At 60.7% G+C, this 13,901-nt stretch carries 11 protein-coding genes; all 11 read right to left on the bottom strand.

The genetic code is table 11. From position 1 onward, the window contains the following. Window positions 1–13: 13 nt before the first annotated feature. The 11 genes from purH to gcbA all read right to left on the bottom strand — a co-directional run bounded on the left by purH (window position 14) and on the right by gcbA (window position 13,846). Window positions 14–1,621 carry a bifunctional phosphoribosylaminoimidazolecarboxamide formyltransferase/IMP cyclohydrolase gene (gene purH, locus BK658_RS16745; RefSeq protein WP_123583232.1) on the bottom strand — a complete coding sequence of 536 codons (1,608 nt, stop codon included), beginning with the start codon at window positions 1,619–1,621 and terminating at the stop codon, window positions 14–16. A gap of 82 nt (window positions 1,622–1,703) precedes the next feature. Next, window positions 1,704–2,024 carry a DNA-binding transcriptional regulator Fis gene (gene fis / locus BK658_RS16740; protein ID WP_007921650.1) on the bottom strand — a complete coding sequence of 107 codons (321 nt, stop codon included), beginning with the start codon at window positions 2,022–2,024 and terminating at the stop codon, window positions 1,704–1,706. Further along, complete coding sequence (gene dusB / locus BK658_RS16735) at window positions 2,021–3,031, bottom strand: tRNA dihydrouridine synthase DusB (RefSeq protein ID WP_123583231.1); 1,011 nt, start codon at window positions 3,029–3,031, stop codon at window positions 2,021–2,023. Before dusB ends, fis begins: the two co-directional genes overlap by 4 nt. A gap of 197 nt (window positions 3,032–3,228) precedes the next feature. Then, complete coding sequence (locus BK658_RS16730; protein ID WP_123583230.1) at window positions 3,229–4,488, bottom strand: DUF3426 domain-containing protein; 1,260 nt, start codon at window positions 4,486–4,488, stop codon at window positions 3,229–3,231. A gap of 30 nt (window positions 4,489–4,518) precedes the next feature. Next, on the bottom strand, window positions 4,519–5,397 hold the full coding sequence (prmA, locus tag BK658_RS16725) for a 50S ribosomal protein L11 methyltransferase (protein ID WP_123583229.1): 879 nt from the start codon (window positions 5,395–5,397) through the stop codon (window positions 4,519–4,521). Window positions 5,398–5,735: 338 nt separating this feature from the next. After that, window positions 5,736–7,097 carry an acetyl-CoA carboxylase biotin carboxylase subunit gene (gene accC / locus BK658_RS16720; RefSeq protein WP_019693757.1) on the bottom strand — a complete coding sequence of 454 codons (1,362 nt, stop codon included), beginning with the start codon at window positions 7,095–7,097 and terminating at the stop codon, window positions 5,736–5,738. Between the two features lie 17 nt (window positions 7,098–7,114). Then, window positions 7,115–7,573: an acetyl-CoA carboxylase biotin carboxyl carrier protein gene (gene accB, locus BK658_RS16715; RefSeq protein WP_123583228.1), complete on the bottom strand. Its 459-nt coding sequence runs from the start codon at window positions 7,571–7,573 to the stop codon at window positions 7,115–7,117. A 48-nt stretch (window positions 7,574–7,621) separates the two neighbouring features. Beyond that, a complete protein-coding gene (aroQ, locus tag BK658_RS16710; protein ID WP_019693755.1) occupies window positions 7,622–8,074 on the bottom strand; it encodes a type II 3-dehydroquinate dehydratase in 453 nt (150 codons plus the stop codon). A 131-nt stretch (window positions 8,075–8,205) separates the two neighbouring features. Further along, on the bottom strand, window positions 8,206–9,969 hold the full coding sequence (locus BK658_RS16705; RefSeq protein ID WP_123583227.1) for a protein-disulfide reductase DsbD: 1,764 nt from the start codon (window positions 9,967–9,969) through the stop codon (window positions 8,206–8,208). Window positions 9,970–10,161: 192 nt separating this feature from the next. Next, window positions 10,162–11,205 (bottom strand): methyl-accepting chemotaxis protein, encoded by a 1,044-nt coding sequence (locus tag BK658_RS30795; RefSeq protein ID WP_404943184.1) that lies wholly within the window; start codon window positions 11,203–11,205, stop codon window positions 10,162–10,164. 970 nt (window positions 11,206–12,175) lie between these two features. Further along, window positions 12,176–13,846: a diguanylate cyclase GcbA gene (gene gcbA, locus BK658_RS16695; RefSeq protein ID WP_123583225.1), complete on the bottom strand. Its 1,671-nt coding sequence runs from the start codon at window positions 13,844–13,846 to the stop codon at window positions 12,176–12,178. Window positions 13,847–13,901 lie beyond the last annotated feature (55 nt).

Genomic DNA, 13,901 nt, shown 5'->3' with positions numbered 1-13,901 from the left:
TCAAGCAAAGTAATCAGTGACGGAAGTGGCGCATGCCGGTGAATACCATGGCGATACCAGCCTCGTCAGCGGCGGCAATCACTTCGTTGTCACGCATCGAGCCACCCGGTTGAATCACGGCAGTGATGCCAACCTTGGCTGCGTTGTCGATGCCGTCGCGGAACGGGAAGAACGCGTCCGAGGCCATGACCGCGCCCTGCACTTGCAGGCCAGCGTGTTCAGCTTTGATGGCGGCGATGCGCGCAGAGTTCACGCGGCTCATCTGGCCAGCGCCGACACCGATGGTCTGACGGTTCTTGGCGTAGACGATGGCATTGGATTTGACGTACTTGGCGACTTTCCAGGCGAAGATCAGATCGTTGATCTCTTGCTCGGTCGGTGCGCGCTTGGTCACAACCTTCAGGTCTTCGCTGCCGATCATGCCGATGTCGCGGCTCTGTACCAGCAAGCCGCCATTGACGCGCTTGTAGTCCCAGGCCGGGGCACGATCAGCCGACCATTGGCCGCACGCCAGCAGGCGAACGTTGGCCTTGGCGGCAACGATGGCGCGGGCCTCGTTGCTGACCGATGGGGCGATGATCACTTCGACGAACTGACGCTCGACGATGGCTTTGGCAGTTTCAGCGTCCAGTTCGCGGTTGAACGCGATGATGCCGCCGAAAGCCGACTCGGTGTCGGTGGCGTAAGCCAGTTCGTACGCCTGGCGGATACCGCCTTCAGCGTCCGGGCTCACGGCAACGCCGCACGGGTTGGCGTGCTTGACGATCACGCAGGCCGGTTTGACGAAACTCTTCACGCATTCCAGCGCAGCGTCGGTGTCGGCCACGTTGTTGTACGACAGTTCTTTGCCTTGCAGTTGGGTCGCGGTAGCGATGCCGACTTCGGCGGGCTTGGCTTCAACGTAGAACGCCGCGCTCTGGTGCGGGTTCTCGCCGTAGCGCATTTCCTGAGCCTTGATGAACTGGCTGTTGAAGGTGCGCGGGAACTCGCTGCGGCCTTCGGTGCTAAGGGTTTCAGCAGCCTGGTTCACGGTGCCCATGTAGTTGGCGATCATACCGTCGTAGGCGGCAGTGTGTTCGAAGGCCTTGAGCATCAGGTCGAAACGCTGAGCGTAGGTCAGGCCACCGGCCTTGAGGTTTTCCAGCACGCTGGCGTAATCGCTGGCGTTTACCACGATGGCCACGTCTTTGTGGTTCTTGGCGGCCGAGCGGACCATGGTCGGGCCACCGATATCGATGTTCTCGATGGCGGTCGGCAAGTCGCAGCCTGGCTTGTTGATGGTCGCTTCGAACGGGTAGAGGTTAACGGCGACCAGATCGATCGGCTTGATGCCGTGCTCGTTCATGATCGCGTCGTCGATACCGCGACGACCGAGGATCCCACCGTGGATTTTCGGGTGCAGGGTTTTCACCCGACCGTCCATCATTTCTGCGAAACCGGTGTAATCCGCGACTTCCACAGCGGCTACGCCATTGTCCTGCAGCAGCTTGAACGTCCCGCCGGTGGAGAGGATCTCGACGCCGAGCGCTTCGAGCTCCTTGGCGAATTCGAGGATCCCGGTCTTGTCGGAAACGCTGATCAAGGCGCGGCGGATCGGCAGGCGGGTGGTCTGGTCGGTCATCTCAATTTCCATCAAAAGCAAAGGAAGTCAGCAAAAAAGGCGACCGGTTTTACGCGGGCGCCTTTCTGGTTTGATTGAATGCTTACAGCAAATCGTACTGCTTGAGTTTTTTGCGCAAGGTACCGCGGTTCAGTCCCAGCAGCTCACTGGCCTTGGTCTGATTGCCCTTGACGTAGTTCATCACGCTTTCGAGCAGGGGAGCCTCGACTTCGGAGAGCACCAGGTTGTACACATCCGTGACGGCAGCGCCTTCAAGGTGGGCGAAATAATTGTGCAGCGCCTTCTCGACACTCCCGCGAAGGGTCTGGCCTTCTTCGCTCGGCGTATTGAGGTGCTGTTTCAAATTTACGTTGTCGCTCACGGGTGCTGTTCCACTCACTAAAGTCTCGGTCATCATCGTCATGCGGCCACCCCTTCTCCGTCCCCTGTCAGGCTCTTGTAGCGCTCGGCGAAGAACTCCCGAACGTTGGCGCATTGTGTTTCCGTACCATCCAAACGATTGAAGTGGGCGCGAAACTCCCTGGCGCCCGGCAGGGTTGCGAGATACCAGCCGACATGCTTGCGGGCGATGCGTACGCCCATGACATCTCCATAGAAAGCATGGAGCGCGGCCAGATGCTCAAGCAGAATACGTTCCACCTCGATCAACTCTGGTGCCGGGAGTTTTTCGCCGGTACGCAGAAAATGCTCGATCTCACGAAAAATCCATGGCCGCCCCTGGGCAGCCCGGCCTATCAGCAGGCCATCGGCGCCGGTCGCGTCAAGCACGTGCCGGGCCTTCTCGGGCGAGTCGATATCGCCATTGGCGAAGACCGGAATCGACACTGCCTGCTTGATCGCGGCAATGGTGTCGTACTCGGCTTCACCGGTGTACAGATCGGCACGGGTCCGGCCATGCACCGCCAGCGCCGTAATGCCTGCCTGTTCGGCGATCTTCGCCACCGTCAGGCCATTCTTGTTCGCACGGTCCCAGCCCGTGCGGATCTTCAGCGTGACCGGCACATCAACCGCCGCCACGACGGCGTGCAGGATCTCGGTCACCAACTCTTCATCTTTCAGTAACGCGGAGCCGGCGGCCTTGTTGCAGACCTTCTTGGCCGGACACCCCATGTTGATATCAATAATCTGAGCGCCCAGCTCGACATTGGCGCGTGCTGCCTCCGCCAGCATCTGTGCATCGCCACCGGCGATCTGTACCGAGCGTGGCTCGGGATCACCTTCGTGGACCATGCGCAGACGCGATTTGCGGGTGTTCCACAAACTCATGTCGCTGGTGACCATTTCCGAGACTACAAGCCCTGCGCCCAGTCGTTTGCACAGCTGACGAAAGGGCTGGTCGGTGACCCCCGCCATAGGGGCGAGAATCAAGCCGTTTTGCAGTGTATATGGGCCGATGCGTACCGCCGACATAGGACTTCCCTGTTGTGGGGTCGGATCATGAGAGTTCGAAAAAGGGTTGGCATGATACCCGCTCTCGATGACTGGATAAAGGCTGAATTGGATAAAATCTGAACAGTTATTCCGTTATTGCCATCAGTTTGGTTCGAGGCACCGGGAGTCGGAAAATTGCCGTCAGCGGCGCGAGACTCGGCGCCGAGTGAAGCGATTCACTCGGGCGAGTGGAAGCTCAGGCTGTAGTTCACGGCTTTTGGGCCGGGATCGAGGATGTCCAGGGCAATATGGATCGGTGTTTGCGGTGGCATTTCTGCGAGGTCCGCGAGGTCGCCATTGAGGTATTCACCCGGTTTGAAGCGGCGGCTGGCGATCAGATGGCCATTGAGGTCGGCAAAGCGCAGTTCCAGCAATGGGAATGGCTGCGAGAACGACGCGCGGTTGTAGATGATCGCGTCGACCACCAGTGCGCCGCTGAAGTCCGGGTGGCTACGCACCACCAGATTGCTGCTTTTGATTTTCGCGATATCAACCTTGGACGGCACGCTGCAACCAATCTGCGGGCACACTTGCTGGAACCAGGGGCGGTATTGATCCTGGCGGGCCAGTTCGTCGAAGTGATAGGCAATGTACTGGCCGGCAAGGGCTGCTGCGCCCAGCAGGACCATCAGGCTCCAAAAGAGCCGGCGACCCCAGGGTGAGCGGCGTTTTTGCCAGTCGAGTTGCAGCGGGTCGTCGACCAGGTCCTGCAGCACCTCGTCATGCATGGCCGATTCGTTACGCGTGCGCTTCTTGCGTGCGGGCTCGATCTCGTGGGCTTCGTCGTCGAGGTCGTCATCGGTCGCGGACAGGCGTTCGTGTTTCGCAGGAGGTTCTGGCGTTTCGAATGGCTGGTCCAGGCGCAGATGCGGTGCCTCTGGCTCATCGTCCAGGTCGACCAGTTCGAGCGACAGCGAGGGTTCGGTGCGCGAGGGTTTTTCCGGCTCGTCGGCGATGTCTGCCGATCGATGACTCTCGGCCGGTGCGTGTGTGTTTTCGCTGGCCAGCGCGCGTTCGGCGGCTGAATCGCTGAACAGGCTGTCGGACCACGGTTCTTCGCCTTCGGGTGTATCCCGACGGGCGCTCAGCGAGTCTTCCTTGTGCTTGCGCTCCAGGCCGAACTCTTTGGTGGGCTGGATTTCCCGTTGTTCGAGCTTGGCGAGTTCTTCGTCAAGGTCGAGGCTGTCCAGATCCAGTTCGGCGGCTGTCCACTGCTTCTGGCTGATGGCCCGTTGCGTGGGAGGCTCAACCGGTGGTGGGGTCGTAAGGGCGATAGCTTCCTTGCCCATGCGCTGCTCGAGCAACTGCCGTGCAGCATTGAACACTTGCAGGCAAGAGCCGCAGCGAACCACTCCGCGGGCGACGCTCAATTGGGCGTGGCTGACGCGGAAACTGGTCTGGCAATGCGGGCACTGGGTGACGAAGCTATCGGTCATGCGGCCATCCGGAGTATGCAGGCGCTCATTTTAGCGCCGACGGCCGGTAATGCGCACCCAGCCATCGCGATTGGCAATCGGGTCCAGCTCAAAGTCCTTGGCATAAGCCTCTGCGACTTCTGCACCTTGCTCGGCGAGGATGCCCGACAGTGCCAGGCGACCGCCGGGCTTGACCAGGCTGGAGAGTTGCGGGGCCAGGGAAACCAGTGGTCCGGCGAGAATGTTGGCTACCAGTACGTCGGCCTGCACTTGCGGCAAATCTTGAGGCAGGTACAGCGGGAACAGCGCTTCGGCAATGTTGTTGCGCCCGGCATTGTCGCGGGAGGCTTCCAGCGCCTGTACGTCGATGTCGGTACCGACCGCTTCCTTGGCGCCCAGTAGCAGGGCGGCAATCGCGAGGATCCCCGAGCCGCAGCCGAAGTCCAGTACGTGGCAATCCTTCAGGTCCTGGCCGTCGAGCCATTCCAGGCATAAGGCGGTGGTCGGGTGGGTGCCGGTGCCGAATGCCAGGCCCGGATCGAGCAGCAGGTTGACTGCATCAGGCTCGGGTGCAGCGTGCCAGCTCGGGACGATCCACAGGCGCTGGCCGAAGCGCATTGGCTGGAAGTTGTCCATCCAGCTGCGCTCCCAGTCCTGGTCTTCGATGACTTCGCTGTGATGCTCGGGCAGCGGGCTGCCGGTCAGCAACTCAAGGTGAGCCAGCACGCTGGCGGCTTCGGTGCCACCTTCGAACAGGGCCAGCAGGTGCGTGTGCGACCACAGCGGGGTGGTGTTCAGTTCCGGCTCGAAGATCGGCTGATCTTCGGCGTCCATGAAGGTTACCGATACGGCGCCCACTTCAAGGAAAGCGTCTTCGTAGGTTTCGGCTTGTTCTGGGCTGATGGCGAGACGGACTTGCAGCCAAGGCATGGCGGGCACCTTTGAAAAATGTAATGTGCAGCCTAGCGGGCTGCGAGAAGCGCGCAAGTTTACGCGAGAGCGGCGCAGAAGACGACCGGCTTGCCAGGGATTGGGAGTGAACCGATACCTGTGGCGAGGGGGCTTGCCCCCGTCGGAGCGCAGAGCGGTCCCAAAATGGTTGTCCCGGATTTGTCTGGGGCAATGCGGTTGAATGGTTTTGTGGCTGCTGCGCAGCCGAACGGGGGCAAGCCCCCTCGCCACAGGGTTTTGCATGCATCGAAAGAAGTCAGCAAATCCCGGATACAACAAAGCCGCTCGAAAGCGGCTTTGTTGGTCTGGATCAAGCTTTAGTGTTGTGCCGCCAGCTTGTGTTCCAGGTAGTGGATGTTGACTCCACCTTTGCAGAAGCCTTCATCGCGGGTCAGGTCGCGGTGCAGCGGGATGTTGGTCTTGATCCCGTCGACCACGATTTCGTCCAGCGCATTGCGCATGCGCGCCATGGCTTCTTCACGGGTTGCCCCGTAAGTGATCAGTTTGCCGATCAACGAATCGTAGTTCGGCGGAACGGCGTAGCCGCTGTACAGGTGCGAATCAACCCGCACACCGTTACCGCCCGGGGCATGGAAATGCTTGACCGTGCCTGGGCTTGGCATGAAGGTTTTCGGGTCTTCGGCGTTGATCCGGCATTCCAGCGCGTGACCGCGGATGACAACGTCATCCTGGGTGAACGACAGTGGGTTGCCAGCGGCGATGCTGAGCATCTCCTTGACGATGTCGATGCCGGTGACCATTTCCGAAACCGGGTGCTCTACCTGGACACGAGTGTTCATCTCGATGAAGTAGAAGCTGCCGTTTTCGTACAGGAACTCGAAAGTGCCCGCGCCACGGTAACCGATGTCGATGCACGCCTTGACGCAGCGAGCGAAGACTTCCTGGCGAGCCTTCTCGTCGATGCCCGGTGCCGGCGCTTCTTCGAGAACCTTCTGGTGGCGACGTTGCAGCGAGCAATCGCGGTCACCCAGATGGATTGCGTGGCCCTGGCCATCGGAAAGTACCTGAACTTCCACGTGACGTGGGTTGGTCAGGAATTTTTCCAGATAGACCATCGGGTTGCCGAACGCCGCGCCAGCTTCGGAGCGGGTCAGTTTCGCCGAGGAGATCAGGTCTTCTTCTTTGTGCACAACGCGCATGCCGCGACCACCACCGCCGCCAGCGGCTTTGATGATCACCGGGTAACCGACTTCGCGACCAATGCGCAGAGCGGTTTCTTCGTCTTCCGGCAGCGGGCCGTCGGAACCTGGAACGGTTGGTACGCCGGCAGCGATCATGGCGTGCTTGGCAGAAACCTTGTCGCCCATCAGGCGGATGGTTTCAGCTTTCGGACCGATGAAGGCGAAGCCGGAGTTTTCCACCTGTTCGGCGAAGTCGGCGTTTTCCGCGAGGAAGCCGTAGCCTGGGTGAATGGCGGTGGCGCCGGTCACTTCAGCAGCGGCGATGATCGCCGGGATGTGCAGGTAAGAGTGCGCGGCCGATGCCGGACCGATGCAAACCGATTCGTCCGCCAGGCCCAGGTGCATCAGCTCCTTGTCGGCCTTGGAGTAAACGGCGACGGTCTTGATGCCCATCTCTTTGCAGGCACGCAGGATCCGCAGGGCGATTTCACCGCGGTTGGCGATCAGAACTTTTTCCAACTTCGCAGGTTTCAACATCGTTGGCTCTCCGCGGTTCAAACGATGGTGAACAGCGGTTGGTCGTACTCAACCGGCTGGCCGTCTTCGACGAGGATGGATTCGATCACACCGCTGCTTTCAGCTTCGATGTGGTTCATCATCTTCATGGCTTCGACGATGCACAGGGTGTCGCCTTTCTTCACGCTCTGGCCAACTTCAACGAAGGACGGCGAGGACGGCGAAGACTTGCGATAGAACGTGCCCACCATTGGCGAGCGGGCAACATTGCCGTTCAGCGCTGGCGCAGCGGGAGCGGCAGGTGCAGCGGCGGCAGCAGGTGCGGCAGCAGCAACAGGTGCCGGAGCGTGCATTGGCGCAGGAGCGTAGTACTGCTGGGCCGGGGTTTTGCTGTGGCGGCTGATACGTACGGACTCTTCGCCTTCCTTGATCTCGAGCTCGTCGATGCCGGACTCTTCCAGCAGTTCGATCAGTTTCTTAACTTTACGGATATCCATGAATCATCAACTCCCAAGGGTCGGTCAGGGGCGTTTAACGCTTGTTGTTCAAGCCGTTGCCTGTCTTTCAAGCTGTTCTAGTGCGGCCTCCAGGGCCAGTCGATAACCGCTGGCGCCAAGGCCGCAGATCACTCCCACCGCAACGTCGGAGAAGTAAGAGTGATGGCGGAAAGGTTCGCGTTTGTGCACGTTAGACAAATGCACTTCGATGAATGGGATGCTCACCGCCAGCAGCGCGTCACGTAATGCGACACTTGTATGCGTAAAAGCTGCTGGATTGATCAAAATGAAGTCCACACCCTCGCCGCGAGCGGCGTGAATGCGGTCGATCAATTCATACTCGGCGTTGCTTTGCAGGTAGAGCAAATGGTGGCCGGCATTGCGCGCGCGCTGCTCCAGGTCCTGATTGATCTCGGCCAGGGTCACAGCCCCGTAGACGCCCGGTTCGCGGGTGCCGAGCAGGTTCAGGTTGGGTCCGTGCAGTACCAGTAGGGTCGCCATCGGCTGTTCCTTGTTATCTGTGTGCAGTTATCAGAACCCGGCGACTATGCCGCAAAGCCTTTGTGACTGTCCAGTTCTCTGCAATAGCCAGCACAATGACCGATGATTGCGCGAAATATGTGACCAACTGATTAAATCTGGTCATTCGCTTTGGCGACACGTTCGGCGAAGTCCCTTGCATTAATCTCGCCAATCACCCGCACATCGCCGCGTTCATTGCCGTCCTTGCCGAAAAACATCAGCGCCGGTGGTCCGAACAGCTTGTAACGGTCGAGCAAGGCGCGTTGTTCGGCGTTGCTGGCGGTGATGTCGAAACGAATCAATCGATAGCCTTTAAGGCGTTCGACGACGTTGCGCTCGTTAAGCACCTCGTGCTCGATGACTTTGCAACTGATACACCAGTCGGCGTACCAGTCGAGCAGCAGCGGGGTGTTGCTGGATTTTGCCTCAGCGAGCGCGCGATCGAGTTCCGCCGGGGTGCTGATGGTTTGCCATTCGCTGGGGTTTTGCGCTTGAGCGCTGCCGGGGGCGTTGACAACCTTTGGCTGGCTTATCGGACTGAACGGATCGGCCTGGCCGCTGAAGGCGCCATACCAGCAAGCCAACCCGTAAAACACCAGGAGCATCCCGAGCAGTTGGCCCAGGCGTTTTCGCGGCGGTTTATAAACAAACTCCAGCGCCCCGAGAAATAAGCCGACCCCTGCCGCCAGCAAACCGATCAGCAGCAAGGTGATAGGTCCCGGCAATACCCGGCTCAGCAAACCGATTGCCAACCCCAGCAGCAACACGCCAATTGCGTTTTTCACGTAGACAAGCCACGGGCCGCTTTTCGGCAGCCAGGCCGCGCCGCCGGTGGCGACCAGTAACAATGGAGCACCCATCCCCAGGCCCAGAACGAACAGCTTCAGCGCACCGCCCAGCGCATCGCCGCTGGCGCTGATATACAGCAACGCACCGGCCAAAGGCGCGGACACACACGGCGAGACCAGCAGGCTCGACACCACTCCGAGCACGGCTGCGCCCCACAGCGACCCCCCTTCGGTGCGGCCGGCAATGCGGTCCAGGCGGCTGCTGATCACGTGGGGCAATTTCAGTTCGAACACCCCGAACATCGCTAACGCAAACACTGCGAAGAACAAGGCAAACGGCGCCAACACCCAGGCAGATTGCAGGCGTGCCTGAAGGTTCAGTTGGGCGCCGAACATCCCCATCAACGCGCCGAGCACGGCGAAACAGGCGGCCATCGGCAAGACGTAGGCCAGCGACAAATTAAAACCGCGCAGTCCGCCGACCTGACCGCGCAACACCACACCGGAGAGAATCGGCAGCATCGGCAGCACGCAAGGGGTAAAGGTCAGGCCAAGGCCCGCGAGGAAGAACAGCGCCAGTTCGCGCCAGCTCCAGCCCGCGACGCGGGCCGGGGAGGTGATGGCTGCACCGTCGATTGTCAGGCGTTCGGTTTCCGGTGGATAACACAGGCCTTTATCGGCGCAGCCCTGGTAGGTGACGGCCAGCGTGAAAGCCCGTTGATCGGCGCTGTTGCGTGGCAGGTCTACGTCGAGAATGCCGTGGTAGACCTCAACATCGCCGAAGTACTCGTCGTGCTTTTTTTCGCCTGAAGGCAGTTGCGCGGCGCCCAGGCCAATCTCGGCGGGCTCGCTATGAAACTGGAAGCGATGTCGATAGAGGTAGTAACCCTCGGTAGCGACGAAGCGCAGCTTGATTGATTGTGGCGTGCTCTCCACCAGGCTCAGCTGAAAGGCTTCGCGAACGGGCAGGAAGTCGGCGCTGTTATTGATCGAGCCCAGGGTCGAACTGGGGCGACTGTCCAAGAGGCCAGCGGCATTCACCGGCAGGACCAGCACTAACAGCATCAGGCAGAGCAGACGGCGCATGACAATCTCGCGTATCGGAAGTGAGCGCATGATAGCGGACCGCGGATGGGCGTGCAGGGCGGGAAGTTCTGCGGTGGCTGTTCTGGCGCCATCGCGAGCAGGCTCGCTCCCACATTTGAACGGCGGCGCTCACCGATTTTGTGTTCGCCGCAGATCCAATGTGGGAGCGAGCCTGCTCGCGATGGCGGGCTGTCAGACGCGGAAGGCTTGAACGGCGGTATGCAGCTGGCCGCCCAGCACCAGCAGATTCTCGCCCTGGCTACGGCCTTCACCGATACGCACCAGATTATCCCCACCCAACTGATGAATCCGCTCGCTGTGATCGCGGATTTCACTGACAGCACCACTTTGCTGCGCCGTGACATCGGCGATGCGCACGGCAGTGTCGGCAATGGTCTGGATGGCTCCGACGATTTTATCCAGTGCGCCGTCAGCCGCTTGTGCCTGGTTGGCGGTGGCTTCGGCGTGTTCGACCTGGGCGCGCATGCCTTCCACCGATTGTCGTGCGGCCAGTTGCAGGCCGGCAATCAAGGTCTGGATTTCTGCGGTGGCCCCGGCTGTACGTTGCGCCAGCGAACGAACCTCCTCGGCAACCACTGCAAATCCGCGACCCATTTCCCCCGCGCGGGCGGCTTCAATTGCCGCGTTCAGGGCGAGGAGGTTGGTCTGATCGGCAATCGAGCGAATCACCGTCAATACGCCGCCGATGGTGGCCGACTCTTCGGCCAGATGCTCGATCATTTGTGCGTTGCCCTGGACTTCGCCGACCAGCGCGTGCAGTCCGGTCAGGCTCAAGCCAATGACTTTTTGCCCGTGCTCGACCGCCAGACCGGCGTGACGGCTGGCGTCTGCAGCCTGGCTGGCATCGCCGGCGACTTGCTGAATGGTCGCTTCCAGCTCACCAAGCGAGTCGCGGATCAGCGCGGTGTCGCCGGCTTGATGCTCGGCGCCACTGTGCAAGTCGCTGCTCAGTTCGGCTAATACCCGGCTGCTGCCGGCAACCTGTTCGGCGTTCAGCCGGATCGTCCCGACCAGATCCACGAGATAAGCGCGCAGGCGATTCAGCGATTCTTGAATGTCCTGTAGCTCACGGTTGGTTGCGCCGAGCTGGATGTCCCGACTGAAGTCGCCTTCGGCCCAGGTCGACAGCGCTGGCGCCAGGTTGGTCAGCACGCGGGCGAGGCGTCGTTGCAAGGTGTCGATCAGCAGCGCGATCAGCAGGATCAGGCCAATCATCACACCCTGCATGAGCCGCACTTCACCCTGGATTTGTCCATGCTGCGCGCGCACGGTCGGTTCCAGCCCGGCGATGGCCTGCTGCACGGTGGTAATTTTCAGGTGGGTGGCGGCGCTGAGGTCGGCGCGTTTCTGAATCTGTTCGCGGGTCCGGCCGAGTTCGGCGGGGTAGCGGCTGAGCAGGCTGGCGAGTTCGCGTTTGAAACCGGTGCCGGCATCTTCGGCGACGGTTTTTTCGGTGTTTTCCAGCCCCATCATCGCCGAGAAATCGTCGGTATTCGATTCTTTGCTGGCGGTCACGCCAAGCAGTGGCAGCGCTTCGATCAGCTCGGCCTGAGTGCGGATGCTACTGACCTCGCGCTCGACATCGGCCGCCAGTTCGCTGCGGCCACTGCTGACCAGTTTGTCCCGGGCCAGCGAGAGTTTGCCCACGTGCTGCGAGGCAATGAGCAAGGGTGGTAGATAGGCGGCAGCGGCAGTCGTATTGGCGCTGGTGGCGTATTGGCTGAGTTGTTCCAGGCTGGCGCCCAGTTCGCGCTCGGCCTGGAGCAGCAAGGCTTGCGGATCACCCGCCAGTTTGCCAGCGGCCAACAGGTCGGTCTTGCTGAAGTCATCGAGGCTGGCAAGGCTCGGCCGCACGCTGTCAGCCAGGCCGGCCGGCAGTTCACCGAGTTCTTTTTGCAGGGTCTCGATGGCCTGGCTGGCGCTGCTCAGGCGCAAGGCATCGCCGCTGGCCAGGTAATCTTCGACGTTACGCGCCACTTGATTTTGAAAGTGCTGCGACAGGCCCAGGTAGCGCTCCATCAGCAGATAAGGACGCTCCAGGGCTTTTTGCGACCACCAGAGTGTGGCGCCGAGTGCGAGGCACACCGCGACTAGAAGCAGGGTATTGAGATTGGTCAGCAACTTCAGGCGCATCGCGGTTCTACCAACGACAGAATGGTAAGTGCCTGAAGTTATTGCGTTTGTGTTACAGGGTTATGACCGAATCAGTGGATTCAGGTGAAAAAGTGGCACTTTGATTCGACGACCGCGCCGCTTGAACACGATTGCGTCCGGCGTCCTTGGCGCGGTACAGCGCCTCGTCTGCCTGGCTGGCCATCATCAGGCTGTCGCACTCTTCGTGCAGGTCCACCACGCCGGCACTGAAAGTGCACCAGAGGTCTTGCGGCTGGGCCGGGTAGTGGATTTCGGCAAAGCGCTGGCGGATTTCATCGAGCACTTTATAAGCCGATTCGATATCGGTGTCCGGCATCACGATGGCGAACTCTTCACCGCCATACCGGCCGATGAAGTCGGTCTTGCGCAGGCGTTGCTTGAGAAACAGTGCCAGGCTCTTGATCACCCGGTCGCCCATGGGGTGGCCGTGGCTGTCGTTGACCCGCTTGAAATGGTCAATGTCGAGCATCGCAAAACTCAATGGCTTGTTCTCGCGGCGGGCGCGGAAGCTGCAGTCTTCGAGCAATTGCAGAATATGGGTGTGGTTATAGAGGCCGGTCAGGCTGTCACGGACCATCCGCGCCTTGAGGTTGCGCGCTCGGGCTGCACGGTTGCGTACGGTGGTGATCAGGTGTCGCGGCTTGATCGGCTTGGTCAGGAAGTCGTCGCCGCCTTCGCTCATGGCGTCGAGCTGCTTGTCCAGGTCGTCTTCGGCCGATAAGTAGATGATCGGCACGCTGACGTAACGGTCATTGTGCCGGATCACCTTGGCCAGTTCGGTGCCGGTGCAGGCCGGCATGTACATGTCGAGGATGATCAGGTCCGGCTGGAAATCCGCCAGTTCGGCCATCGCCTGAATCGGCTCGATCAAGGTGCGGGTGACGATCCCGGCACTGTTGAGCAGGCGCTCGGTGTGCAGGGCCTGGGCGCGGGAGTCGTCGATGATCAGCACTTTATAAGGTTCGTACTGGGCGACGCAGGTCAGCACTTCGATCTTTTCCAGCAGGCTCGACGCTTCGAGGGTACCGGTCAGAAACTCCTGACCGCCGGCGCGTACGGCCGCGAGGCGGGTCGGGGTGTCGGTTTCCAGCAGGCTGAAAAACAGCAATGGCAGTTTGTGCTCCAGACCGGTCTGAGCTTCAGCCGCCAATTGCAAACCCATGCCGGGGCCGCTGAAGTCGACGTCCATGACAATCGCTGCCGGATGCCGCTCGACCATTGAGGAGCGAAACGCCGCCACGCTGTCCAGCGATTGCGCGCTGAGACCGAAAAATTCGAGCTGCTTGGCCAGTCGCTCGGCGCGGTCGTGATCTTGCAGCATCACGTAGATCGGCTTGCGCAGTGGCGGTAGAAAGGTTTGGTCGAGCTGGTCGCCATGCCGCAGGCCGGTGCGCGACAGGCGCTGCATCAGGCGATTGAGGTCGGTGATCAGCCCGCTGCTCAGGCGTCCGCGATTGGCGTCGACGGCCGCAAGCGACTGGCTGATGCTGTGCGCCAGGTGGGTGTGTTCGGGTTGTTCGAAACGTTCGGCGAAACGCAGCAGCCTAAGGTTCGCTTCACTCAGCTCTGCCAGGTCCGTGCCTGACCATTCACAGCGTTGCAGGCGCTGCCATATCTCAAGAATCTGACGTGCTTGATGAATTACCCGCTGGGCAAAGTGGTGCTTGAGGCGCTCACGGCTGGGGTCTTCTGGCTCGGTCATATCCTGACTACTAGTTAGGGTGCATGCTGAGATCGACTGGTGGCTCTATGCTAGC

The sequence above is a fragment of the Pseudomonas brassicacearum genome (assembly GCF_003732175.1).
In the GTDB taxonomy this organism is placed as follows: domain Bacteria; phylum Pseudomonadota; class Gammaproteobacteria; order Pseudomonadales; family Pseudomonadaceae; genus Aquipseudomonas; species Aquipseudomonas brassicacearum_G.
This window is presented reverse-complemented; position numbering and strand designations above follow the sequence as displayed.